Origin of the sequence: Kribbella sp. NBC_00359 (genome assembly GCF_036097425.1) — a bacterium.
Lineage (GTDB): Bacteria > Actinomycetota > Actinomycetes > Propionibacteriales > Kribbellaceae > Kribbella.
In genome coordinates this window covers 5,274,381-5,296,282 of the sequence record NZ_CP107975.1, presented here as the reverse complement: position 1 = coordinate 5,296,282, position 21,902 = coordinate 5,274,381, and the positions used below count along the sequence as shown (strand labels likewise).

At 69.7% G+C, this 21,902-nt stretch carries 21 protein-coding genes; 10 read left to right on the top strand and 11 right to left on the bottom strand.

Going from position 1 to position 21,902, the window contains the following annotated elements; translation table 11 throughout:
* Positions 1-11: 11 nt before the first annotated feature.
* Together OG876_RS25975 and OG876_RS25970 are read right to left on the bottom strand one after the other, a co-directional pair.
* Positions 12-896 carry a MurR/RpiR family transcriptional regulator gene (locus OG876_RS25975; protein WP_328519245.1) on the bottom strand — a complete coding sequence of 295 codons (885 nt, stop codon included), beginning with the start codon at positions 894-896 and terminating at the stop codon, positions 12-14.
* Between the two features lie 73 nt (positions 897-969).
* The gene (locus OG876_RS25970; protein ID WP_328519244.1) at positions 970-1,989 is read right to left on the bottom strand and encodes an SMP-30/gluconolactonase/LRE family protein; all 1,020 of its coding nucleotides are present in this window, start codon (positions 1,987-1,989) and stop codon (positions 970-972) included.
* A 101-nt stretch (positions 1,990-2,090) separates the two neighbouring features.
* On the opposite strand from OG876_RS25970, the gene OG876_RS25965 reads away from it, so the two are divergent.
* Positions 2,091-2,537, top strand: a complete 447-nt coding sequence (locus OG876_RS25965; RefSeq protein ID WP_328519243.1) for a MarR family winged helix-turn-helix transcriptional regulator — start codon at positions 2,091-2,093, stop codon at positions 2,535-2,537.
* A 3-nt stretch (positions 2,538-2,540) separates the two neighbouring features.
* Here OG876_RS25965 and OG876_RS25960 read toward each other — a convergent pair whose 3' ends face one another.
* The 4 genes from OG876_RS25960 to OG876_RS25945 all read right to left on the bottom strand — a co-directional run bounded on the left by OG876_RS25960 (position 2,541) and on the right by OG876_RS25945 (position 7,643).
* Positions 2,541-3,488 (bottom strand): co-chaperone YbbN, encoded by a 948-nt coding sequence (locus OG876_RS25960; RefSeq protein WP_328519242.1) that lies wholly within the window; start codon positions 3,486-3,488, stop codon positions 2,541-2,543.
* A 111-nt stretch (positions 3,489-3,599) separates the two neighbouring features.
* Positions 3,600-5,441 carry an NAD-binding protein gene (locus OG876_RS25955; protein ID WP_442914022.1) on the bottom strand — a complete coding sequence of 614 codons (1,842 nt, stop codon included), beginning with the start codon at positions 5,439-5,441 and terminating at the stop codon, positions 3,600-3,602.
* Complete coding sequence (locus OG876_RS25950; protein ID WP_328526957.1) at positions 5,362-7,035, bottom strand: acyl-CoA mutase large subunit family protein; 1,674 nt, start codon at positions 7,033-7,035, stop codon at positions 5,362-5,364. Before OG876_RS25950 ends, OG876_RS25955 begins: the two co-directional genes overlap by 80 nt.
* Positions 7,036-7,139: 104 nt before the next feature.
* Complete coding sequence (locus OG876_RS25945; protein WP_328519240.1) at positions 7,140-7,643, bottom strand: MarR family winged helix-turn-helix transcriptional regulator; 504 nt, start codon at positions 7,641-7,643, stop codon at positions 7,140-7,142.
* Positions 7,644-7,675: 32 nt separating this feature from the next.
* Here OG876_RS25945 and OG876_RS25940 point away from each other — a divergent pair, with 32 nt between their 5' ends.
* The 4 genes from OG876_RS25940 (at position 7,676) to OG876_RS25925 (ending at position 10,602) form a co-directional block, all read left to right on the top strand.
* Positions 7,676-8,122 carry a DUF4231 domain-containing protein gene (locus OG876_RS25940; RefSeq protein ID WP_328519239.1) on the top strand — a complete coding sequence of 149 codons (447 nt, stop codon included), beginning with the start codon at positions 7,676-7,678 and terminating at the stop codon, positions 8,120-8,122.
* Between the two features lie 32 nt (positions 8,123-8,154).
* A complete protein-coding gene (locus OG876_RS25935; protein WP_328519238.1) occupies positions 8,155-8,892 on the top strand; it encodes a maleylpyruvate isomerase family mycothiol-dependent enzyme in 738 nt (245 codons plus the stop codon).
* A gap of 72 nt (positions 8,893-8,964) precedes the next feature.
* Positions 8,965-9,312: a YciI family protein gene (locus tag OG876_RS25930; RefSeq protein ID WP_328519237.1), complete on the top strand. Its 348-nt coding sequence runs from the start codon at positions 8,965-8,967 to the stop codon at positions 9,310-9,312.
* Between the two features lie 15 nt (positions 9,313-9,327).
* Positions 9,328-10,602 carry an RNA polymerase sigma factor gene (locus OG876_RS25925; protein ID WP_328519236.1) on the top strand — a complete coding sequence of 425 codons (1,275 nt, stop codon included), beginning with the start codon at positions 9,328-9,330 and terminating at the stop codon, positions 10,600-10,602.
* A 13-nt stretch (positions 10,603-10,615) separates the two neighbouring features.
* Here OG876_RS25925 and OG876_RS25920 read toward each other — a convergent pair whose 3' ends face one another.
* The 4 genes from OG876_RS25920 to OG876_RS25905 all read right to left on the bottom strand — a co-directional run bounded on the left by OG876_RS25920 (position 10,616) and on the right by OG876_RS25905 (position 14,049).
* A complete protein-coding gene (locus tag OG876_RS25920) occupies positions 10,616-11,326 on the bottom strand; it encodes a PH domain-containing protein (protein WP_328519235.1) in 711 nt (236 codons plus the stop codon).
* 97 nt (positions 11,327-11,423) lie between these two features.
* On the bottom strand, positions 11,424-11,582 hold the full coding sequence (locus OG876_RS25915) for a hypothetical protein (protein ID WP_328519234.1): 159 nt from the start codon (positions 11,580-11,582) through the stop codon (positions 11,424-11,426).
* A gap of 296 nt (positions 11,583-11,878) precedes the next feature.
* Positions 11,879-12,835, bottom strand: coding sequence for a methylmalonyl Co-A mutase-associated GTPase MeaB (gene meaB, locus OG876_RS25910; protein WP_328519233.1), 957 nt, complete (start codon positions 12,833-12,835; stop codon positions 11,879-11,881).
* The gene (locus tag OG876_RS25905) at positions 12,835-14,049 is read right to left on the bottom strand and encodes an acetyl-CoA C-acetyltransferase (RefSeq protein WP_328519232.1); all 1,215 of its coding nucleotides are present in this window, start codon (positions 14,047-14,049) and stop codon (positions 12,835-12,837) included. The genes meaB and OG876_RS25905 overlap by 1 nt, the downstream gene beginning before the upstream one ends.
* A 115-nt stretch (positions 14,050-14,164) precedes the next feature.
* On the opposite strand from OG876_RS25905, the gene mce reads away from it, so the two are divergent.
* From mce to OG876_RS25880, 5 genes are all read left to right on the top strand, one after another.
* Positions 14,165-14,596 carry a methylmalonyl-CoA epimerase gene (gene mce, locus OG876_RS25900; protein WP_328519231.1) on the top strand — a complete coding sequence of 144 codons (432 nt, stop codon included), beginning with the start codon at positions 14,165-14,167 and terminating at the stop codon, positions 14,594-14,596.
* A 58-nt stretch (positions 14,597-14,654) separates the two neighbouring features.
* Positions 14,655-15,551: a sensor histidine kinase gene (locus tag OG876_RS25895; RefSeq protein WP_328526956.1), complete on the top strand. Its 897-nt coding sequence runs from the start codon at positions 14,655-14,657 to the stop codon at positions 15,549-15,551.
* Positions 15,552-15,687: 136 nt separating this feature from the next.
* Positions 15,688-17,019: a crotonyl-CoA carboxylase/reductase gene (gene ccrA, locus OG876_RS25890; RefSeq protein ID WP_328519230.1), complete on the top strand. Its 1,332-nt coding sequence runs from the start codon at positions 15,688-15,690 to the stop codon at positions 17,017-17,019.
* A gap of 117 nt (positions 17,020-17,136) precedes the next feature.
* On the top strand, positions 17,137-19,320 hold the full coding sequence (locus OG876_RS25885; RefSeq protein ID WP_328519229.1) for a transposase: 2,184 nt from the start codon (positions 17,137-17,139) through the stop codon (positions 19,318-19,320).
* Positions 19,317-20,840, top strand: a complete 1,524-nt coding sequence (locus OG876_RS25880; RefSeq protein WP_328519228.1) for an AI-2E family transporter — start codon at positions 19,317-19,319, stop codon at positions 20,838-20,840. The genes OG876_RS25885 and OG876_RS25880 overlap by 4 nt, the downstream gene beginning before the upstream one ends.
* Here the strand turns inward: OG876_RS25880 and OG876_RS25875 are convergent.
* Positions 20,837-21,901: a HoxN/HupN/NixA family nickel/cobalt transporter gene (locus tag OG876_RS25875; RefSeq protein ID WP_328519227.1), complete on the bottom strand. Its 1,065-nt coding sequence runs from the start codon at positions 21,899-21,901 to the stop codon at positions 20,837-20,839. The two genes, OG876_RS25880 and OG876_RS25875, sit on opposite strands and share 4 nt — an antisense overlap.
* Between the last annotated feature and the right edge of the window lies 1 nt (position 21,902).

Sequence of the window (21,902 nt, the reverse complement as noted above, 5' to 3'; positions counted from 1 at the left end):
AGGCGGGAGGTTCAGGACCGTCGGCGGTGGTCCGCGACGGCGTCGGCGGTGGCGTCGAAGGCTTGCTCCGCCAAGGGGTAGTCGCGCTGGGCGACCCCCAGGTACAGCGCGTCGAGGACGATCATCTGCGCATGCCGTCCGGACAGACCGCCTGTCCGGAACGTGACGTCGCGCGCGGCGGTGACCAGGACGACGTCCGCCATCCGCGCGAGCGGAGAGCGCGGATAGTTGGTGATGGCAACAGTCGTCGCGCCCTGCCGGCCCGCCCGGCCGAGTGGCTCGAGGACCTCGATCGTCTCGCCGCTGTGCGAGATGCCGATCGCGACATCGCCGATGCCGAGCAGCGCCGAGCTGGCAAGCGCGGTGTGGACGTCGTTCCACGTACTGGCGGCCCGGCCGATCCGGTGCAGCCGGAGGCGGAGATCCTCGGCGACGGACGCAGACCCGGCGACGGCGTACAGATCGATCCGCCGGGCGTCGGAGATCGCCTGGACCGCCCGCCCGAGCGCGTCGACGTCGAGCGATGCGACGGTGTCCTCGAGAGCGCGGGTGTCGGCGCGCAGCAGCGTCCGGAGGACGTCGTCGAGCGAGTCGTCCGGCCCGACCTCGGACCCGGTCCCCCGCTCCCAGCTGTGGCTGCTCCGCCCGCTCTCGGCCGCGAGCGCGAGCCGGAGCTCGGCGTACCCGGACAGGCCGAGGGCGAGGCAGAACCGGGTGACGCTCGGCAGCGACGTGCCGCACCGGGCCGCGAGCCGGCCGATCGTCGACGAGGCCACCGCCGCCGGATCACGCAGGACCTCGGTCGCGATCCGGGCCTGTGCCGGGCTGAGCGCGGGCAACAGACCGTGGATCCGCGCTTCCAGACTCGGCGGCGGCGATTCGGCGAGGGCGGTCATGTGAATTATTCTCAGAGCGGCTCACGCCTGATTACAAGTGTTCACGCTGTCCGGTTCCGGCCAGCGCCAAGGATCAGGGGAGCCGGCGGATGGTGAACTCGTCGGACCGACCACCGCCGATCAGGACGTCGATGCGGCCGCTCAGCACGTAGATGCCGTGCGGCGTCACCGCGGCCGTGGTCGGACCTGGGACCGGCCATGCCTCGGTCGACCTGACCTGAGCGCTGCGGAAGTTGTCACGACTCGTCAGGATGGTCGCGGCCTCGGCACCGGGAGCGCCGAGCTTGTTGGTGATGGCAACCAATCGATGGTCGGGGGTGAGTGCCAGCCCGTCGCCGCCGACCAGACGCTTGCCAACAGCAACCTCAGACATCCGGCCACTCGAAGAGATCCGGAACAGTTGGCCGGTGTCGTAGCGGACCGTCACCAGATAGCCGGCCGAGTCCCAGACAATGCCGTTGGCGCCGATCGTCTCGCTGCGGAGCCGATCGTCGCGGACCAGGACCGAGGCCCGCCCCAGCGCCGTGATCTTGTAGATCGCGTCGCCCGCCGGATCCGTGACGTACGCGTTGCCGACGGCATCGACCGCGAGGTCGTTCACGCCGTGCCGGCCGCCGGCTGGGTTCAGCCGGGCCGTGTTGAGATCGACGCGCCGCTCCAGCCGGCCGGTGCGCAGGTTGTAGATCCCGACACCGGACTGCTTGTACCCCGTCGCGTCCGACGAGCGCTCGCCGTTGCCGATGTCGCCGTACGTGACGAGGAAGCGGTTGCGTACGGCGTCGACGTGCAGGCCGAAGGTGGAGATGCCGGGCGCCTGGGCCAGCACGCGCGTCGAGCCGTCCCGCTGGACGACGGAGATGCGGCCGGTGGCGATCGAGCCGATCAGGAAGGCCTGCCGGGTCGGGTCCCAGGCAATCCCCTCCGGGTAGCGGTCCGCGGTCCGGCCGTCGATCTCCACCGGCCAAGCGGACGCCGGATGAGCAGACGCAATGTGAGCGGCCGCAAGGTGAGCGGAGCCGGCCGGAGCAGCCGCGGCCACGGAAGCAGGTACGGCGGTCAGCGCGAGCACGACCGCCAGCAGACGAAACCTCATGAAAGAACCTCTCTCGTGAGCGGATACGAACACAGAGGTTAATCAGAGCTCTGATGCTAGTCAATGCATATATAGCCAGCGCGATTCGTACCATGGTCCGCATGCGGATGTCCTTCGACAAGCGGCTCGGCAGTCACCTCAAGCGGGTCGAGCAAGAGCTGCAATCGGCCAAAGCGGCCGCCGTGAAGCCGGCCGGCCTCACGGTGCCGCAGTACGCCGCCCTCTTCGTGCTGGACGAGCAGCCCGGTATCTCGGCCGCGGAGCTGGCCCGCAGATGCGCGGTCACACCGCAGACCATGACGACGATCCTGCGCAACCTGGAGTCGGCAGGACTGATCGAGCGGACCCCGCATCCGCTGCACAGGCACGTGATCGAGACCCGCCCGACCTCGACTGGCCGCAAGGCGCTGGATCAGGCCGACGAGCGCGCGGCAGGCGTCGAGCGCCGGCTGGCCGCGGCCTTCAGCGAGGAGGAGCTCGACACCCTCCGAGCCCTCCTCGCCCGCGTCTCCACGGCGCTCACCACCGACCCGATCCTGAAGAGCTGAACCTCAGAACAGCGCGGCCATCAACCGCCGGCGCGCCTTGATCACCCGGTCGTCGTCCGCGCCGACCACGTCGAAGAGCTCGAGCAGGTGCAGCCGGACGGTGTTCCGCTCGTCGCCCGCGGTCACCTGGATCGTGCTGATCAGCCGGTTGAACGCGTCGTCGATGTGCCCGCCCATCAGGTCGACGTCAGCGACCAGCATCTGCGCCTCGACGTCCGACGGGTTGTCGGCCGCGCGGGTCCGCACCTCGGCCGGAACGTCCTGCGTCCGCTTGACCAACTGCACTCGCGCCAGCCCCGACTTCGCCTCGGCGTCGCCCGGCGTCTCCTTGAGCAGTTCTTCGTACGCCGCGATCGCGCCGTCCAGGTCACCCGCACCGACCGCGTTCTCGGCCTTCTCGTACCGCGGGTTCGGCGGCGGCTCCTCCTCGTCGGACACAGCGTCCGCGGGACCGACCGGCTCGGCCCGGCCGGAGATGCCGTTCGCGACCGCCACGGTGAGCAGCTGGTCGAAGTATTGTCGCGCCTCCGGCTCTCCCACCGCACCCTGGAACAGCGGGACCACCTGACCCCGCAGTACGGCGATCACCAGCGGCACTGTCTGGACGCCGACCGCCTGGGCCAGCTGCGGGTTCGCGTCGATGTCGATCCGGGCCAGCAGGAACTTGCCGTCGTACTCGGTGGACAGCCGGGCCAGCACCGGGCCGAGGGCCATCGAAGCCTCCGAGCGCGGCGACCAGAACTCGACCACGACCGGCACCTGCAGAGAGCGCTCGATCACATCGGCCTGGAAGGTCGGCTCGCTCACGTTCAGCACGTACGACCCCGCGACGCCACCGCCGCCGGCCGGCGCACCGGGACCGGCCGGACCGGCTGGGCCGCCAGGTCCGGCGGGCTTGCGCAGGGACGACAGATCGATCGCCCCGGGACGGGAGAAGTTCGACTGACTCACGACTGCCCTCGCATTCCGTTCACGTTCACAGGTCCATCCTCTACGAGAGTGCTCGCCACCGGAAATCCGCACGCCAGCTCCGGTGGCGTGCGGAGGTCCGTTGGTGAGGACTTACGCCGAACGGTGCTGCGGCCGGGTCGCCAGGAGGAGCCGAGCCAGACCGCTTCGGGTGCCTGCGACGGCGATCCGGTCGCCCGGCCGAAGCACCCGCTCGTTGGCCGGCTTCCAGTCCCAGCTCGCCGCCGCGTCCTTCCGAGCCGGCGCTCCAGCGTCCTGCCGGGCCAGCGCCCCGGCGTCCTGCCGGGCGAGCACCCGCAGCCCACCCGCCTCGTCCAGCTCGCCCAGCCGCAGACCGACCGCGACCGAGCCAGGCTCGACGGTGACCTCGGTGAGCAGCAGAACACGCCGACCGGCCGGGACCGTCACCTGACTGCGCCGGTTCGCCACCGCGGCCGCGATCGCCGGCGCGACCAGCATCGACACCGACCGGCTGTGCCCGAGCCCGAGCTGCCGCTCGACCCGCTGCGCCAGGTCGTGGTCGAACATCCGCATCGTGATCCGCGCGTCGGGGTTCAGATCGCGCACCACCATCGCCGACTCCAGGTTGGTGATGTCGCCGTTGGTGATCGCGAGAACCGACTGGCACCGCTGTACGCCGGCCGACCGCAACGTCTCCTCGTTGCTGCTGTCACCGATCACCACCGGGATCCGCAGCCGATGCGCGGTCTGTACGCCGGGCGCGTCGTCGTCCTGCTCGACGCCGACCACCGCGACCCCGCGCTCGGCCAGGATCTCCAGCACCCGGGCGCCGACCGTACCGAGGCCGCAGACGACCACATGATTACGCGGCCGCCCGCGCACCCCGCCGATCACGCGCGACAACCGGGCACCGATCAGTGAGTCGACGATCACCGCGGTCAGCAGCGCCATCAGCAAGATGCCGGTCAGCTGCACGAGGACGGCCGCCACCTTTGCCCAGGGAGCCGCATCGGAGAACGTGTTGTCCTCGATGCCGGCCGACGTCACCGCGCCGGCCGCCAGGTAGAGGGCTCGCAACCACTCGACCCTCGCGATGAAATGCGTGAGCACCGTGCCACCGAGGACGAGGACGGCCATCACCGCGGCGATCCGCCGGACCCGCCGGTCGAAGATGTCGCGGACTCCCATCAGCCAGCCCGCCCGCCGGACGTCCTTGGTCCGCCACACGGACCGTACGCCGGTGCCGAGCACGATGTCGCCCTCCGGGTCGGAGGTGGACAGCGGCAGCAGCTCCGGCGTCGCCGACGAGGTGGTGTCGGCCAGCACGGTCAGATGTGGCGCCCGGATCAGGTCGGCCTGACCGGCGACCAGCCGCCGGCCGCCGATCTCGAGCCAAGTGAGCTCGTCGTCCTCCAGCGCGTCCGAGACGAACGCCGGTGCGGCCAGCGACGGCCCCGAGATCACCACGCAGTCGCCCAGCAGACTATGCAACTGCTTGCCGAGCCGCGGGTTGATCATCTGGACGATGATGCGCAGCTCCGGATCCATCTCGCGCGCGGTCAGTGCGGTGTGCACGTTGTGGACGTCGTCGGTGTCCAGCAGCACGAGCGCTCGTGCGGTCGACGAGTTCCCGTCGTTCGCGTCGATCCCGGCCCGGCGCAGCAGTCCCTCGCTCACGACCCGGACGCCCATCACCTGCGCACCCAGCTCACTGATCCGGTCGTAGTGCCGCGAGGCCGGGTTGACGATCGCGGTCACCCGCTCGCCCGAACTCACCAGCTCCGTGACGACCCGCAGCATGGTGCGGTCCGAACCACAGACGACCACACTGCGCCCATCGAGTGGACCGATCGCGGCCTGGGCGACCGCCTCGACGGTTGGGGCCGCCAGTTCCTCAGAAGCGGGCGGGCTCTCGGTACTCCCCCCACTCGTCCCGAAGAACGTGACAGATTTCCCCCATCGTGGCCTCCGCACGCGCTGCCTCCAGCATGGGCTCGATCAGGTTGCCAGTACCCCTGGCCGCCTCCACCAGAGCCGTTAGCGTACGGCGTACCCGGTCCTCGTCGCGGTGGGCCTTGCGCGCCGCGAGCACCCGGCACTGTTCGACCTCGACCTCGTGGGAGACCCGGAGGATCTCCAGCTCGCCGGAAACCGTGTCGGTCAGCGTGTTCACGCCGACGATCTTCTTCTCGCCCTTCTCCAGCTTCTGCTGGTACTCGAACGCGGCGTCGGCGATCTCGGCCATGAACCAGCCGTCCTCGATGCCCCGCAGGATGCCGCCGGTCATCGTCTCGTCCGGGCTCATCTCCTTGATCCGGGCGAAGATCTCCTCGGCCTCCGCCTCGATCCTGTCGGTGAGCTCCTCGACGTACCAGGAGCCGCCGAGCGGGTCGGCGACGTTGGTGACACCGACCTCCTCCATCAGCACCGACTGCGTGCGCAGGGCGATCTCGGCCGACTCCTCACTCGGCAGCGCGAGCGTCTCGTCGAGTGCGTTGGTGTGCAGCGAGTTGGTCCCACCGAGGATCGCGGCCAGCGCTTCGACAGCCGTGCGTACGACGTTGTTGTAGGGCTGCTGCGCCGTCAACGACACCCCGGCCGTCTGCGTGTGGAACCGCAGCCACTGCGCCTTGTCCGTCTTCGCGCCGTACACGTCGCGCAGCCAGCGGGCCCAGATCCGCCGGGCCGCGCGGAACTTGGCGATCTCCTCGAAGAAGTCCAGGTGGCTGTCGAAGAAGAACGACAGGCCGGGCGCGAACACGTCGACGTCGAGACCGCGGGACAGCCCGAGCTCGACGTACCCGAAGCCGTCGGCGAGCGTGTAGGCCAGCTCCTGTCCGGCCGTCGAGCCGGCCTCGCGGATGTGGTAGCCGGAGACGCTGAGCGGCTTGTAGTCCGGGATCGTCGACGCGCAGTACTCCATCAGGTCGCCGATCAGGCGCAGGTGCGGCTCCGGCGGGAACAGCCACTCCTTCTGCGCGATGTACTCCTTGAAGATGTCGGTCTGCAGCGTCCCGTTGAGCTTGGTGAGGTCCGCGCCCTGCCGCTCGGCGGCGACCAGATACATGCAGAAGGCCGGCACGGCGGGACCGGAGATCGTCATCGACGTCGTGACGTCCTGCAGCGGGATGTCCTTGAACAGGCGGTCCATGTCGGCGGCCGAGTCGATCGCGACGCCGCAGTGGCCGACCTCGCCGAGCGACTTCGGCTCGTCGGAGTCGCGGCCCATCAGCGTCGGCATGTCGAACGCGACGGACAGGCCGCCGCCGCCGCCGTTCAGGATCATCTTGTACCGCTCGTTGGTCTGCTCGGCGTTGCCGAAGCCGGCGAACTGGCGGATCGTCCAGGCCCGGCCGCGATACCCGGTCGGGTACAGACCGCGGGTGAACGGGAACTCCCCGGGCCACCCGATCCGCTCCATCCGCGGGTCGGCGACGCCGTCGGGCGGGCCGTAGACCGGCTCGACCTCGGTGCCGGACAGCGTGGTGAAGTCCGCCTCCCGCTTGCGCGCCGCGTCGTACCGCTGCTGCCACCGGCTCCGGCCGGCGGCAATCTGCTCGGCATCCATCATCAGACCTCCTCGGGGACTGGTCCCAAAATACTAGGACGTCCAACTATTTCCAACTAGCCCACCAGAAGAAGCTGCGGCGTGGGCTCAGCTCAGGCTCGGGTTCAGGTGAAGTCGCCGGCGTTGTGGCGGAGGGGTTCGAGGACGGACCAGAGCATCTCGAGTTGCTCGTCGGTCAGGCCGGACAGGGCGAAATCGGCAGCGACCAGGTCGGCGGTGGCGCGCTCGACCAGCTCACGCCCCTCGGGCGTGATCTCGCACAGTACGGCGCGGCCGTCGTCCGGGTGCGGCGTCCGGGTCACCAGTCCGGCCGCCTCCAGCCGCCGTACGATCGAGGTCACCGAGGTGGGGTGGACCTGCAGCCGCTCCCCCATCTTCCCCAGCGGCAGGGACCCGCGCCGCGAGAACGTGAGCAGCACCAGCGCCTCGAACCGCGCGAACGTCAGCCCGTGCTTGCGCAGAATCTCGTCCAGCTCGCCGATGACGATCTGCTGGGCCCGCATCAGCGACGTCACGGCCCGCATCTGCTCGACCGCCCCCCACCGCCGACCCCACTGCCGCGAAGCCTCCTCGATCGGATCGAACGGCAACGCCCTCTTCCTCGCCATGAGCCGAAGGTTAGCTGGAGACTAGGCACATCATGGCGACCCTCAGAGATTCGGACTTCCCGGCGCTGGGCACCGACGCGCCCGCGGAGGAGCTGATCACCCTCCGCTTTCGCTGGTATCACCGGCAGGCCAACCGCGCCCGCATCGCCTACCGCGGGCTCGGCACCGTCCAGCTCGTCGCGGCCCTGTTCATCGCGATCTCGGCCGCGATCAACACCCCCACCTGGTTCGCGCCCGCGCTCGGTGGCGTGATCGCGCTGGCGGAGGGAATCCGCACCCTGTTCGGGTTCAAGGACTCCTATCCGACCTACCGCCGGACCGCCGAAGACCTGCGCAACGAGGCGTGGCTCTACGTCCAGCGCGCCGGCCGGTACGCGACCGCCGCCGAGCCGAGCAAGCTGCTGACCGAGCGGGTCGTCGAGATCAGTCACACCGAGACGGAGGACTGGGAGGCCGCGCTCAAGCAACGCAGCGTCTAAGAACTGTCCACGGCGTCTGCGAGGGTCGGGACATGACTTTGTCAGCGAAGATCTACCTGCGGCACGTTGAAGCCGAATCTGCGCGGTTGGCTGAGGTTGCGCGGATGGGGCTTGATGCCGCCGTGCCGAGCTGTCCGGGGTGGACGGTCGAGTCGGTGGTGCGGCATGTGGCGCAGGTCTACGTGCACAAGGTCGAGGTGTTGCGGCTGGGGGCGCGGCCGGAGGAGTGGCCGCCGGACTTCAGTGGGCGGGAGACGCTCGAGTGGTACGACGAGGCCCGGGCGGCGATCGTCGACGCGTTGGAGAAGGCGGGGACCGGGCTGGAGACGTGGACGTTCAACCCGCGCGACACCACCTCCGGGTTCTGGTACCGGCGGATGGCGTTCGAGAGCGTGGTGCACCGGATCGACGTCGAGCAGGCGCACGCGGTCGTCACGCCGATCGACGCCGAGTTGGCGCTGGACGGCATCGACGAGCTGCTCTATCCGACCCTGGGCGGCCCGTGGTGGGAGGAAGGCGACACAGACCACCCGATCGACGCGACCGTGCGCATCACCGCCGCCGGCCGCTCCTGGACCATCCGCGCGGACAGCACGAGCGTCGACATCCGGCAGGGATCCGAGGGTGAGGCGAACGCCGAGATCTTCGGGGAGCCGATGCCGGTCTACCTCTGGCTCTGGGGTCGCGTCGCCGACGACGTCGTCCAGACCGCCGGCGACGAGGACGTCGTACGGGCGTTCCGGGGACGGCTCGAGGAAGCCACCGGCTGATGTCCTCCGCGGGTCTGCCTGTTCGTTCCTTTCCTGAGGGACCACAGTGGTCTCAGCAGAAGGAGGATTCCGATGCCGCAGTACCTTGCACTGACCTACACCGCGGACGTCGACTGGTGGGCGCCTGAGCAGGCGGACGAGCTGGCCGAGTACCGGCAGTTCGCCGTGGACAACGCCGCCCGGATCAAGGCGAGCGCCGTGCTGCACCCGACCTCGACGGCAACTGTCGTCCGGGTCGAGGGCGCCCGCGGCGGACCGGTGATCACGACCGACGGACCGTACGCCGAGACCAAGGAAGCACTGACCGGGTACTACCTGATCGACGCCGAGGATCTGGAGGAAGCGGTCGCGATCGCGGCCCAGCTCCCGGCGGCCTGGGGCGGCGCGGTCGAGGTCCGGCCCGTCATCCTGGCCAAATAGCATCCTGGCCAGGTAGTGGACCAGCGGTACGACGCGGTCGCCGAGACGATCCGGATCGAGGGGACCCGCATCCTCGCGACCCTGATCCGAACCGTCGGTGACGTTCAGCTCGCCGAGGACGCCGTCCAGGAGGCGACCCTGGCGGCGCTGGGCGCCTGGCCGGTCACCGGCGTACCGCCCGAGCCGCGCGCCTGGCTGACCGTGACGGCCCGCCGGAAGGCGATCGACATCATCCGCCGCGAGCGGGCCCGGGCCGGCAAGGAGCGGGACGGCTCGGAGCTGATCGAGCTCACGACGACCAAGGAACTCGAGGCCGACGACGTGGTGCAGGACGATCTGCTGCGGTTGATCTTCACCTGCTGCCATCCCGCGCTCTCACCGCCGACCCGGGTCGCGCTCGCGCTCCGGACGCTGTGCGGCCTGTCCTCCGCCCAGATCGCCGGCGTACTCCTGACCACCGAGGTCGCCACGACCAAGCGGCTGACCCGTGCCCGGCAGAAGATCGCCGCCGCCCGCATCCCGTACCGCGTACCGGCCGAGGCGGAGCTCCCCGATCGCCTCCCAGCCGTGTGCGCGGTGATCCACAGCCTCTACACCGCGGGCCACGCCCCCGTCGAGGGCGAGGCGGCGTACGACGTGGACGTCTGTGCGGAGGCGATCCGGCTGGGCGAGCTGCTGCACAGCCTGCTGCCCGATCAGCCGATGCCGTCCGCGGTGCTCGCGTTGCTGCTCCTGACCGAGGCACGCCGGCCGGCCCGCCTCGATGAGCACGGCGAGGTGGTCACGCTCGATCTGCAAGACCGTGGTCGCTGGGACGCCGAACTGATCGCTCGCGGGGTCGCCTTGCTCAACGACTCACTGCAGCGATCGAATCGGCAGGCGGACGCGTATCAACTGCAGGCCGCGATCGCCGCCGAGCACGACCGCGTCCCCAGCTATGCCGCGACTGACTGGCGCGAGATCCAGCGCCTGTACGGACTGCTCATCGAGATCGCACCCAGCCCGGCGGCGCAGCTGGGCCAGGTTGTCGCGACGGCCGAGACCGGCGACATCACGTCAGCCTTGGCGCAACTGGACGCCGTACCGCGAAGTCCTCGTTGGCATGCAGTTCGTGGGGAGTTGCTGGCCCGGCAAGGGGGGTACGCCGAGGCAGTCGCGGAACTGGATGAGGCCCTGGAGAGCGCGCCGGCGAATCACCCGGAACGTGCCCACCGGGAGCGCCGCCGCACACTGTTCCGCCGGCACGCCGCCGAGCAGTCACGAGCCGCCGAGCACCCGCCCACCGGCTGAGCCGGCGCGCGGCTCAGTCGCCGTCGTCGGTCCAGTTGCCGCGGTCGCTGTTGAAGATCGACCGCGGGCCTGTGGGGGCCGCGGGGGCGGGCCGGGCGTGATGGGCCGGCGCGACCGTGGTGGTGACCTCCTGCGCCGAGTCCATCCCGATCGGGCCGGTGCCGTCGTCGTCGGAGTCCTCGTCGCCCTCCAGCACGTCGACGCTCGCCGCGGCGCGCAGACCGGTGCGCTGGATGACTCGCTGGATGGTCAGATCCCGGTCGTCCGGGCGGCTGACCCACCTGATCTCCCGGAAGCCCTGATCCTGCGCCGCCGACTCGAAGACGAAGTGGCCGTAGCCGAGGATCCGGCCGATGCTCGGCTTCTTCAGGGTGATGTCGAGGACTCGCGCGATCGGGGTGGTCGCGATGCTCTGGGAGAAGACGCCACGGATCCGCATGACCCGCATGTTGGTGACCACGAACCGGTCCCGGTGATGGGTGAGGAATTGCCAGAAGGCATGCGCCAGCAACACGAGCACGATCGCCAGCAGCACCTGCGTGCCGCCGATCGAGGTGGTCGCCAGCACGAACAGCAGGACGGCCGCCAGCGCGACCTCGAGCATGGGCAACCCGTACACCACCCAGTGCTGCCGGACCTCGTCGATGACGACTTCGCCCTCGTCCGAGATCAGATGGCGCCGGACCTTCGGGTCGAAGATCCGGAAGAGGCCTATTCCGGCCATCCACTCACTCCCTGTCAGCCGCGCTGTCGGCCCTGCCGCGTCCCTTACAGCCAAGTGTCCCGCACGATTGCTCGAAACGGGACACTCGAACCGCAGATCAGCTGAACAGCGCGCTCAGGAAGGTGATCACGCTGTCGAACGCGTTGCCGATGGCCGAGAACGCGCCTCCCACAGCGTTGGCGGCGTTCGTCGGCTGAGTGAACAGATAGAAGGCCGCAAAGGCGATGACCGACCACATCAACAGCTTCTTCGGCATGTCACCACTCCTCGTTCGCAACCACTCGATCGACTGTGTTTGTGTTGTATCACGGACCGTCACCAATTGTCACTGACTGAACACAGCCCACCGCACAATGCTCACCAGCTACCAAGGTCCATTCTGTAACGGATTCGGGGCCACGGCACCCACCGGCGCGCCGCCGTGAGACGGCGCATCCTGCCGCCCACCGGAAAATGTGCGGCATTTGCCCGAATTCGGCACAACAACCAATGAACGGAAAGCAGAGACACAATGTGACACTCCGTGGTCGAGTGTTCCAACCGAGACCGGGATCACAGGGCCGCGATCAGCTCGTCCGCGGCACTGTACGGGTCCGTGTCCCCATCGGCCACCTTGGCCGCCAGCACGTCCAGCCGCGCGTCGCCGTGCAGGTGCGCGAACCGGGACCGCAGCGCGGTCATCGCGATCGCCTCGATCTCGTCCCGGGCGCGACCCCGGCGCCGCTCGGTGAGGACGCCGTTCGCCTGCATCCAGGCAAGCCGGTCCTCGATCGCGGCCACCACCTCGGCGACCCCTTCGTTGCGCGAGGCAACCGTCTTCAGGATCGGCGGGGTCCAGGCGCCCTCGCCTCGTTCGGCCAGCGCGAGCATGGCCCGCAGATCCCGGGTCACGCTCTGCACGCCGTCGCGATCCGCCTTGTTCACCACGTAGATGTCGCCGACCTCGAGGATCCCGGCCTTGGCCGCCTGGATCCCGTCACCCATGCCCGGCGCGAGCAGGATGAGCGTCGTGTCGGCCATTCCGGCGATCTCCACCTCGGACTGCCCGACCCCGACCGTCTCCACCAGGACGACGTCGAACCCGGCCGCGTCCAGCACCCGCAGCGCCTGCGGCGTCGTCCAGGCCAGCCCGCCGAGATGCCCCCGCGACGCCATCGACCGGATGAACACCCCGGTGTCCGTCGCGTGGTCCTGCATCCGCACCCGGTCCCCCAGCAACGCTCCCCCGGAGAATGGCGACGACGGGTCCACCGCGAGTACGCCGACCCGCTTCCCGGTCTCGCGGTACGCCGAAACCAGCGCCGACGTCGACGTGGACTTGCCGACCCCGGGCGAGCCCGTGATGCCGACGATGTGCGCGTTCCCGGCGTACGGCGACAGCGCCGCCATCACCTCACGCAGCAGCGGCGACTCGTCCTCGACCAGCGAGATCAGTCGGGCGACGGCCCGGGAGTCGCCCTCCCGGGCACGCTCGACCAGCTCCGAGACCGGCGCGGTCCGGCGCGGCATCAGCTCTTCGGGACCCGGACGATGAGGGCGTCGCCCTGGCCACCACCACCACACAGCGCGGCCGCGCCGACGCCACCACCGCGCCGCTGCAGCTCCAGCGCGAGGTGGAGCACCAGGCGGGCGCCGGACATGCCGATCGGGTGGCCGAGTGCGATCGCACCACCGTTCACGTTGACCTTGTCGATGTCGACCTGCAGCTCCCGCGCGGACGCGATACCGACCGCGGCGAACGCCTCGTTGATCTCGATGAGGTCCAGCGCGGTGGGCTCGATGCCCTCCTTGCCACAGGCCTTGACGATCGCGTTGGCCGGCTGGCTCTGCAGCGTCGAGTCCGGTCCGGCGACCGAACCGTGCGCGCCGATCTCGGCGAGCCAGCTCAGCCCGAGCTCCTCGGCCTTCGCCTTGCTCATCACGACGACGGCACACCCGCCGTCGGAGATCTGCGACGCCGAACCGGCCGTGATCGTGCCGTCCTTGCCGAACGCCGGCCGCAGCTTGGCCAGCGACTCGGCCGAGGTGTCACTGCGGACACCTTCGTCGCTGTCGACCACGATCGGGTCTCCCTTGCGCTGCGGCACCTCGACCGGGACGACCTCGTCGGCGAACACGCCGTTCTTCCACGCGGCGGCGGCCTGCTGGTGCGAGCGGGCGCTGAACTCGTCCTGCTCCTCGCGGGTCAGCTTCAGGCCGTCGTTGTTGGCCTGGTCGGTCAGCGCGCCCATGGCCTGGTCGGTGAACGCGTCCCACAACCCGTCGAACGCCATCGAGTCCACCATCGTCACATCGCCGTACTTGAAGCCCTCGCGGGACTTCGGCAGCAGGTGCGGAGCGTTCGTCATCGACTCCATCCCGCCGGCCACGACGACGTCGTACTCGCCGGCGCGGATCAGCTGGTCGGCGAGCGCGATCGCGTTCAGGCCGGACAGGCAGACCTTGTTGATCGTGATAGCCGGGACGTTCATCGGGATGCCGCCCTTGACCGCGGCCTGCCGGGCGGCGATCTGACCGGCGCCGGCCTGCAGCACCTGGCCCATGATCACGTACTCGACCTGGTCCGGTGCGACCCCGGCCTTCGCCAGGGCGCCCTTGATCGCGAACCCGCCGAGCTCGGCGCCGGTGAAGCCCTTCAGGCCGCCCAGCAGCCGCCCGATCGGGGTGCGTGCGCCGGCGACTATGACACTGGTGTGCTGTGAACTGCGGGTGGCGTCAGACATGTTGTCACAATACCTGCGACGGCACTGGTACGCCGCTGTCGATCAAGTCACACAGGTCGTGTCAGCTCGGCCACTTTCGATGGCCTCCAGCACCGTCCTGGGCCAGGCTGACGTCATGGAAGCCCTCTTCGATGCGATCGACCACGTCGGGGTCGCGGTGGCCGACTTCGACGAAGCCGTCCGGTACTACGCCGAGGTGTTCGGCATGACGGTCGCGCATGAGGAGATCAACGAGGAGCAGGGCGTTCGCGAGGCGATGCTGTCGGTCGGCGACTCGGGTTCGTCGATCCAGTTGCTGGCGCCGCTGTCGGACGCGTCGCCGATCGCGAAGTTCCTCCAGCAGCGCGGTCCGGGCATCCAGCAGCTCGCCTATCGGGTGCGCGACATCGAGGCCGTCTCGGCGACCTTGCGCGAGCGCGGCGCCCAGCTGCTGTACGACGTACCGAAGCGCGGGACGGGTGGATCGCGGGTGAACTTCATCCACCCGAAGTCCGCCGGCGGAGTCCTGGTCGAACTCGTGGAGCCACCGGCTTCGAACAGGGGGTGACGGCGCGCGCCGTCACAACGCTGAGTCGCGTGGAGCGGACTACGCTGTTCGCGTGCTGATGGACAGCGCCACCGACTCCTTGCACGGTGCGCCGGCCGGGTTCCAGCACGACGCCTTCGTCTACTCGTCCGACGAGGAGTTCGTGCGACTCGCGGTGCCGTTCGTGCAAGACGGTCTGGCGGCGGGGGACTCGATGGTGGCCGTGATGCCACCCAAGCAGACCGCGCTGCTGCGCGACGGCCTCGGCGCGGCCCACGATCAGGTGGCTTTCATCGACATGACTGTTGCCGGAGGCAACCCAGCCCGGCTGATCCCGCTCTGGCGCGAGGCGCTCGAGCGGCACCCCGGCCGCCCGCTGCGCGGCCTGGGCGAGCCGGCCTACGTCGGCCGGAGCGCGCCCGAGTACGAGGAGGCGCTGCTGCACGAGGGGCTGCTGGACATCGCGTTCGCGGACGCCCGGTCGTTCCGGCTGCGCTGCCCCTACGATGCGTCCGTCGGTATCGACCCGACCGCCACCCACTCCGGCGCGGAAGCCCTTGCGGAGAAGACATTCCGTACGGCGCTGAACGACGTACCGGATCGGGCCGAGCGGTGGAAGTTCGGGCTGGCCGACCTCGGTCAGGTGCGGCGATGGGTCAACGCGCTGGCGACGTCGTACGGCGTGTCACGGGGCCGGCTCGACGACCTGGAGCTGGCGTTGCACGAGATCTGCACGAACAGCATCCGATTCGGTGGAGGTAGCGGGACGCTGTCGGTGTGGATCGCGGAGGGCACGCTGATCTGCGACGTGACCGACTGCGGCCGGATCGACGATCTCCTGGTCGGGCGCGTGCTGCCGCCGCTCGACGGGCTCGGCGGCCGCGGCGTCTGGCTGGCGAACCAGCTCTGCGATCTGGTCCAGCTGCGGTCCCCGGACGACTTCACCCAGGTGCGGTTGCACACTCGCCTGCGGTGATAAGACCACTGACAACGGTGGACTGCAAAAGTGACGGTCGTCTCACCCGCCGCCGGCTGTGTTACAGGGCACAGCCAGACGTGCATACTCAGCGGTAAGTTCCGCTCACCCAGACCGCCGCTGCAGGAGGTACGACGTGAAGCAGATCCTCGACGCGATCCTCGCCGGTGACACCGCGGCCGTCGGCGAGCTCGACGTACCGGACCATTACCGCGGCATCACCGTCCACGCCGACGAGACGGGCATGTTCGAGGGCCTGGACAGCAAGGACAAGGATCCGCGCAAGAGCCTGCATCTCGACGACGTGCCGACGCCCGAGCTCAGGCCGGGCGAGGCGCTGGTCGCGGTGATGGCGAGCGCGATCAACTACAACACCGTCTGGACGTCGATCTTCGAGCCGGTGTCGACATTCTCCTTCCTGAAGCGGTACGGGAAGTTGTCGCCGCTGACCGCCCGCCACGACCTGCCCTACCACGTGGTCGGTTCCGACCTGGCCGGCGTCGTCCTGCGGACCGGTCCGGGCGTGAACGCCTGGAAGCCCGGCGACGAGGTGGTCGCCCACTGCCTGTCGGTGGAGCTGGAGTCGCCGGACGGGCACAACGACACGATGCTCGACTCCGAGCAGCGGATCTGGGGTTTCGAGACGAACTTCGGCGGCCTCGCCGAGATCGCGCTGGTGAAGTCGAACCAGCTGATGCCGAAGCCGGCCCACCTGACCTGGGAGGAGGCCGCGTCTCCAGGGTTGGTGAACAGTACGGCGTACCGGCAGCTCGTCTCGGCCAACGGAGCGAACATGAAGCAGGGCGATGTCGTCCTGATCTGGGGCGCGTCCGGTGGACTGGGCTCGTACGCGACGCAGTTCGCGCTGAACGGCGGGGCGATCCCGGTGTGCGTGGTGTCGTCGCCGGAGAAGGCGGAGATCTGCCGCGCCATGGGGGCGTCGTTGATCATCGACCGGTCCGCCGACGGGTATCGGTTCTGGAAGGACCCGGTGACCCAGGATCAGAAGGAGTGGAAGCGGTTCGGGGCACGGATCCGCGAGCTGACCGGTGGGGACGACCCCGACATCGTGTTCGAGCACCCGGGGCGGGAGACGTTCGGGGCATCGGTGTACGTCGCCCGGCGCGGCGGGACGATCGTGACGTGTGCGTCGACATCGGGATTTATGCACGAGTACGACAACCGCTACCTGTGGATGAACCTGAAGCGGATCATCGGCTCGCACTTCGCCAACTACCGCGAGGCCTGGGAGGCGAACCGGCTGATTGCCAAGGGCATGGTTCATCCGACCGTCAGCCGGGTCTACCCGCTCGAGGAGACCGCCCAGGCCGCGTACGACGTCCACCGCAACCTGCATCAGGGCAAGGTCGGCGTGCTGACGCTGGCGCCGGCCGAAGGTCTCGGGGTTCGGGACCGGGAACTGCGGGCACAGCATGAGGAAGCGATCAATCGCTTCCGCGACAGGTAGTTTGTCGAGAGCTGCGCCGCCGGTTCCGCACCGGGCCGATTGGGCGGTTACACCCGGGTTCTGACAGGCTTAAGGTGGGGGATTCACGCTGAGCCGCCAGAAGGGAATCTCGGGAAAATGCCTGACGAGTCGAGCCTGCCATTCTTCGACCGTACGGCGACCGCGGCCGGGGGCTTCCCGGTCAGTCGCCGTGGGTACGACAAGCAGGCGGTGGACGACTACGTCCGCGCGTTGGAGATGCAACTCGCCGAGGCACGTAATCGCGCCGACGAGCTCCAAGGCAGCGTGGCGCCGATGCAGCGCCAGCTCGAGGAGACCCGGCGTCAACTCGACGCCAGTGCGAACCCGTCGTACGCCGGACTCGGCGACCGGGCCGCGCAGATCCTCCGGCTCGCCCAGGACCAGGCGTCCGAGGCGCTCGAGGAGGCCCGCCGCGAGGCCGACGAGCTGCGCACCAACTCCGCCAAGGAGGCGGCCGCCGCTCGCGCGACCGGTGAACGTGAGGCCGAGGACATCCGCACCGTCGCGCTGAACGAGGCCGACAGCGTGCGCCGGACCGCCGAGGGTGATGCCGCGGAGCTTCGCCGGACCGCCGAGACCGAGGCGTCCGAGGTGTTGCAGGCGGCGCGGCGCAAGGCCGAGCAGCTGCAGCTGACCGCGGAGTCGCAGTCGAGCACGCTGAAGAACGGCGCGCTGCACGAGGCGGAGAAGATCCGGACGGCGATCCAGCGCGAGTCCGCGGCGCTGCGGGCGCGGCTGGCCGACGAGCGCGAGCAGCAGGCCAAGGAGCTGGCCGACAAGCACCAGCAGATCGCGGCCGACACCGAGAACCTGACCACCCAGATGCGCGAGGCCGCAGAGGCGTCCGAGCGGCGGGTTGCGGAGGCGACCGAGCAGGCGCGCAAGATCCGCACCGAGGCCGAGGAGTCGGCCGAGCGGACCATCGCGCGGTCGCGCCGGGAGGCGGAGCAGTTGCTGACGACTGCCCGGACCCGCGCCGAGGCCGAGCTGGCGAACGCCGCGGACGAGGCGGAACGGTCGCGTACGGTCGTCGCCCGGGAGACCGAGCGCCTGGCGAAGCGGCGCGACGGCATCCTCACCCAGATCGCCGGCCTGAACGAGATCGCCAGCAACATCGCCCGCCAGGCCGCCGAACTCGACTCCGAAACCGCTGCCCCGGCGTACGTGAACCCCTTCGCCCGCCCCCAGACCCCACCCACCGACGCCCTCAACAGCCCCACCCCGTTCCCCTCGCCGTCCCCCTTCACCGAGGCGCCGGCTCCGACCGGCAGCCCGTTCGGCGAGTCGTCGGACTCGGGCTCGGCCGCGTCGTCGACGCCCAGCGGATCGTCGGCCCGCCCGCTCCCCGAGTCGCCGGCTCCGACCGCCAGCCCGTTCGGCGAGTCGTCGGACTCGGGCTCGGCCGCGTCGTCGACGCCCAGCGGATCGTCGGCCCGCCCGCTCCCCGAGTCGCCGGCTGCGACCGCCAGCCCGTTCGCGGGTGGCGCGGCGGGTGCTTCGTCGTACGACGAGGAAGAGGGCGGACCGTTCACCGGGGCCAGCCCGTTCGTCGGGGTCAGTGCGGGTGATGCGCGGGTCGACGAGACGCGGATCGACACCAGCCTGCGGGTCGACCCGAAGGACGCCGACGACCTCGCCAGCAAGACCGCCGGCGGGCCGGCCGAGCCCTCCGACTCCCCCGCGTCCGCTTCCGCCATCAAGTCCACCTCCACGTCCGCAGCCTCCAAGTCCGCCCCGTCGGCCGCCGACTCCGCGGCCTCGGATGACGCCTCCGCGCTCTCGGGCGCCGACTCCAAGCCGGCCGGCTCAGACTCCGTGTCCGGCTCCAGCACCGCGCCCGGCTCGGGCTCCGCGTCCGGCTCGGGCTCCGCGTCGGGGTCGGGTTCCACGTCGGGCTCGGGCTCCACTTCCGGCTCAGGCTCTACTTCCGGCTCGGGCTCTGGGGCATCCGGCTCGGCGCGGTCGGGTCGGTCCGGCTCTGGCTCTGCGCGGTCCGGCGCCGGTAGTGCGTCGTCCTCCGCGTCGTCCTCGTCGCCGTCGTCCTCGTCGCCGTCGTCCTCGTCGCCGTCGTCCTCGTCGCCGTCTTCCTCGTCGTCGGCGGCTTCGGTCGCGGATGACGACGAGCCGGCGGACTCGACGCGGATCGACGAGTTGCGGCTGGATGACCTCGCGAACGAGCAGACTCGGGTGCAGGCGCGGCCGGACGGTTCGGCTGCCGACGACGAGAAGACCGACGAGGCCAAGGCCGGCTCGCGATCCCCGAAGGACAAGACGACGTGACGCCACCCGGCGACGACACCTCCACAGCGACCCCTGACCGGGACCTCACCGAGGCCGCCCGCGAAGCCGAGACCGCTGCCGCAGAGGCCCAAGCCGCCGCCGGCAAGAGTGAACGCGCCGCCGAGCAGGCGGAGTCATCAGCCGACCAGGCCGAGGACTCCGCCGACGAAGCGACACTCGCCGCCCGCAAGGCGGACCACTCGGCCGACGACGCGACACTCGCCGCCGGCAAGGCGGACGACTCAGCCGAGGAGGCGACGGTCGCCGCGGGTACGGCGGACGAGTCGGCTGGTGAGGCTCGGGAGGCTGCGCGGCAGGCGGACGAGTCGGCGGATGAAGCCGACCAGTCCGAGGAGGACGCGGACGAGTCCGAGGAGCACGCGAAGAAGGCTGCCGACCGGGCTGAGCATGCGGAGGAGAACGACTTCGCCGGGGAGTTGCTGATCGAGGATCGGCATCCGGATGTCGGCATGGGCCTGCCCGGGCCGTCGCTGCGACGGTCGAATCCGTTCGTGTTCGGGTTCTTCGCGGCCCTCGGCGTACTGGCCGCCTGGGGCCTGTGGAACGCGCTCGGCCACGCTCGCTCGGTGCTCATCCTGCTGCTGGTCTCGATGTTCATCGCCGTCGGCCTGAACCCGCTGGTCGAGTGGTTCATGCGCCGCGGCCTGCGGCGCGGTCTGTCGGTCGGCGTGGTGTTCCTGCTGATGATCCTCGCGGTCACCGGGGTCGGCTTCGCGATCGTCCCGGTCGTCACCGACCAGATCAACAGCCTGATCAGGAACGCCCCCGACTGGCTCGACCTGCTGCAGAAGTCGAGGACGCTGGACGACCTCAACAACCGTTACCACTACATCCAGAAGGCCCAGGACTACATCCAGGACCCGGCCCTGGCGCAGAAAGCGTTCGGCGGCATCCTCGGCGTCGGCAAGGTGGTCGCGGGCGCGCTGTTCAACACCTTCACGATCCTGATCCTGACCCTCTACTTCCTGGCGTCGCTCCCGTCGGTGAAGCGGGCGGCGTACAGCCTGGTCCCGCGCTCCCGCCGGACCCGCGTGTCCATCCTCGGCGACGAGGTCCTGACCCGCGTCGGCGGCTATGTCAGCGGCCAGTTCGTGGTGGCGCTGTGCGCCGGCTTCTGCATGTTCGTCTTCCTGGAGATCGTCGGCCTGGGCCAGTACGCCGTGGCGCTGGCGATCGTGGTGATGGTCTGCGACTTCATCCCGATGGTCGGCGGCCTGATCGGCGTCGTGATCGTCTCTCTGATCGGCTTCACCACCGGTCTCTGGACCGGCGTCATCTGCCTCGCCTACGGCATCGTCTACCAGCAGATCGAGAACTACTTCGTCGCTCCCCGCATCATGCGCCGAGCCGTCGACATCCCCGGCGCCGTCACCGTCATCGCCGCGCTCCTCGGCGGTGCCCTCCTCGGCGTGGTCGGCGCCCTGCTCGCCATCCCGTCGGCCGCCGCGATCCTCTTGATCATCAGGGAAGTCTGGGTCAGGAAGGCCGACGACTCCTAGGACGATCGGGTGGACCAGCGGTCCTCGATCCGGCCGTAGCGCCAGACCAGCAGCGCGACGGCCCAGGTCGCGACGAACGCACCGGTGATGACGTAGCCGGCGTGGTTCAGGTCGAGGCGGCCGATGGCCAGGAGCGGCCCCGACCGGATGCCGAGCTGATCGGTCACGATGGACACGATCTCGATGGTGCCGATCACGAGCGCGACGGCCACGGACAACGCGGTGACGACGAGGTTGTAGAACGCCCGGCGTACCGGCTTGCTGACCGCCCAGCGGTAGGCGAGGCTCATGAAGCAGCCGTCGATCGTGTCCAGCAGACTCATCCCGGCCGCGAACAGGACCGGCAGGATGAGTACGGCGTACCAGGGCAGGGCGAACGCCGCGGCTCCACCCGCGAGGACCAGCAACGACACCTCGGTGGCGGTGTCGAAGCCAAGGCCGAACAGCAGTCCGACCGGATACATGTGGCGCGGCTTGCGCACGGCCTTGGTCACTGGGCGGAGCAGCCGGTTGAGCAGACCACGGCGGTCGAGTTGCGCTTCGAGCTCCGCCTCGTCGTCGTACCCCTTCCGCATCCGGCGGACGACGGCCGCGATCCGCGCGAGTACGACGAAGTTGACCAGGCCGATCGCGACGAGGAAGACGCCGGACACCGCCGTACCGATCAGTCCCATGGCCGACTGGAGTGTGGACGAGTCGTCCTCGACCTGACCGACCAGGGACCGCACACCGAAGGCGAGCAGCAGGCACAACCCGAAGACGACGCTGGAATGCCCGAGCGAGAACCAGAATCCGACGGATACCGGCCGCTGCCCGGCCGCGGTCAGCCGACGCGTCGTGTTGTCGATCGCCGCGATGTGGTCGGCGTCGAACGCGTGCCGCATCCCCAGCGTGTACGCCGTGAGCCCCAGACCGACCCCGAATCCGCCGGACGCGCCGAGGCTGTAGTGCCCCGGCGCGACCAGCGCGACGAGCAGTCCCCAGCCGGTCACGTGCAGCAGCAGGATGAAGGCTGCCATTGCCGCGATCGACCGGTGGGTGCTGCTCAACCTGGCCTTCATC

Excerpts from the sequence above, each read along its gene's own strand:
- OG876_RS25975 (WP_328519245.1), bottom strand. The coding sequence starts at position 896 with ATGACCGCCCTCGCCGAATCGCCGCCGCCGAGTCTGGAAGCGCGGATC.
- OG876_RS25970 (WP_328519244.1), bottom strand. The coding sequence starts at position 1,989 with ATGAGGTTTCGTCTGCTGGCGGTCGTGCTCGCGCTGACCGCCGTACCT.
- OG876_RS25965 (WP_328519243.1), top strand. The coding sequence starts at position 2,091 with ATGCGGATGTCCTTCGACAAGCGGCTCGGCAGTCACCTCAAGCGGGTC.
- OG876_RS25950 (WP_328526957.1), bottom strand. The coding sequence starts at position 7,035 with ATGGATGCCGAGCAGATTGCCGCCGGCCGGAGCCGGTGGCAGCAGCGG.
- OG876_RS25945 (WP_328519240.1), bottom strand. The coding sequence starts at position 7,643 with ATGGCGAGGAAGAGGGCGTTGCCGTTCGATCCGATCGAGGAGGCTTCG.
- OG876_RS25940 (WP_328519239.1), top strand. The coding sequence starts at position 7,676 with ATGGCGACCCTCAGAGATTCGGACTTCCCGGCGCTGGGCACCGACGCG.
- OG876_RS25935 (WP_328519238.1), top strand. The coding sequence starts at position 8,155 with ATGACTTTGTCAGCGAAGATCTACCTGCGGCACGTTGAAGCCGAATCT.
- OG876_RS25930 (WP_328519237.1), top strand. The coding sequence starts at position 8,965 with ATGCCGCAGTACCTTGCACTGACCTACACCGCGGACGTCGACTGGTGG.
- OG876_RS25920 (WP_328519235.1), bottom strand. The coding sequence starts at position 11,326 with ATGGCCGGAATAGGCCTCTTCCGGATCTTCGACCCGAAGGTCCGGCGC.
- OG876_RS25915 (WP_328519234.1), bottom strand. The coding sequence starts at position 11,582 with ATGCCGAAGAAGCTGTTGATGTGGTCGGTCATCGCCTTTGCGGCCTTC.
- meaB (WP_328519233.1), bottom strand. The coding sequence starts at position 12,835 with ATGCCGCGCCGGACCGCGCCGGTCTCGGAGCTGGTCGAGCGTGCCCGG.
- OG876_RS25905 (WP_328519232.1), bottom strand. The coding sequence starts at position 14,049 with ATGTCTGACGCCACCCGCAGTTCACAGCACACCAGTGTCATAGTCGCC.
- mce (WP_328519231.1), top strand. The coding sequence starts at position 14,165 with ATGGAAGCCCTCTTCGATGCGATCGACCACGTCGGGGTCGCGGTGGCC.
- OG876_RS25895 (WP_328526956.1), top strand. The coding sequence starts at position 14,655 with ATGGACAGCGCCACCGACTCCTTGCACGGTGCGCCGGCCGGGTTCCAG.
- OG876_RS25885 (WP_328519229.1), top strand. The coding sequence starts at position 17,137 with ATGCCTGACGAGTCGAGCCTGCCATTCTTCGACCGTACGGCGACCGCG.
- OG876_RS25875 (WP_328519227.1), bottom strand. The coding sequence starts at position 21,901 with ATGAAGGCCAGGTTGAGCAGCACCCACCGGTCGATCGCGGCAATGGCA.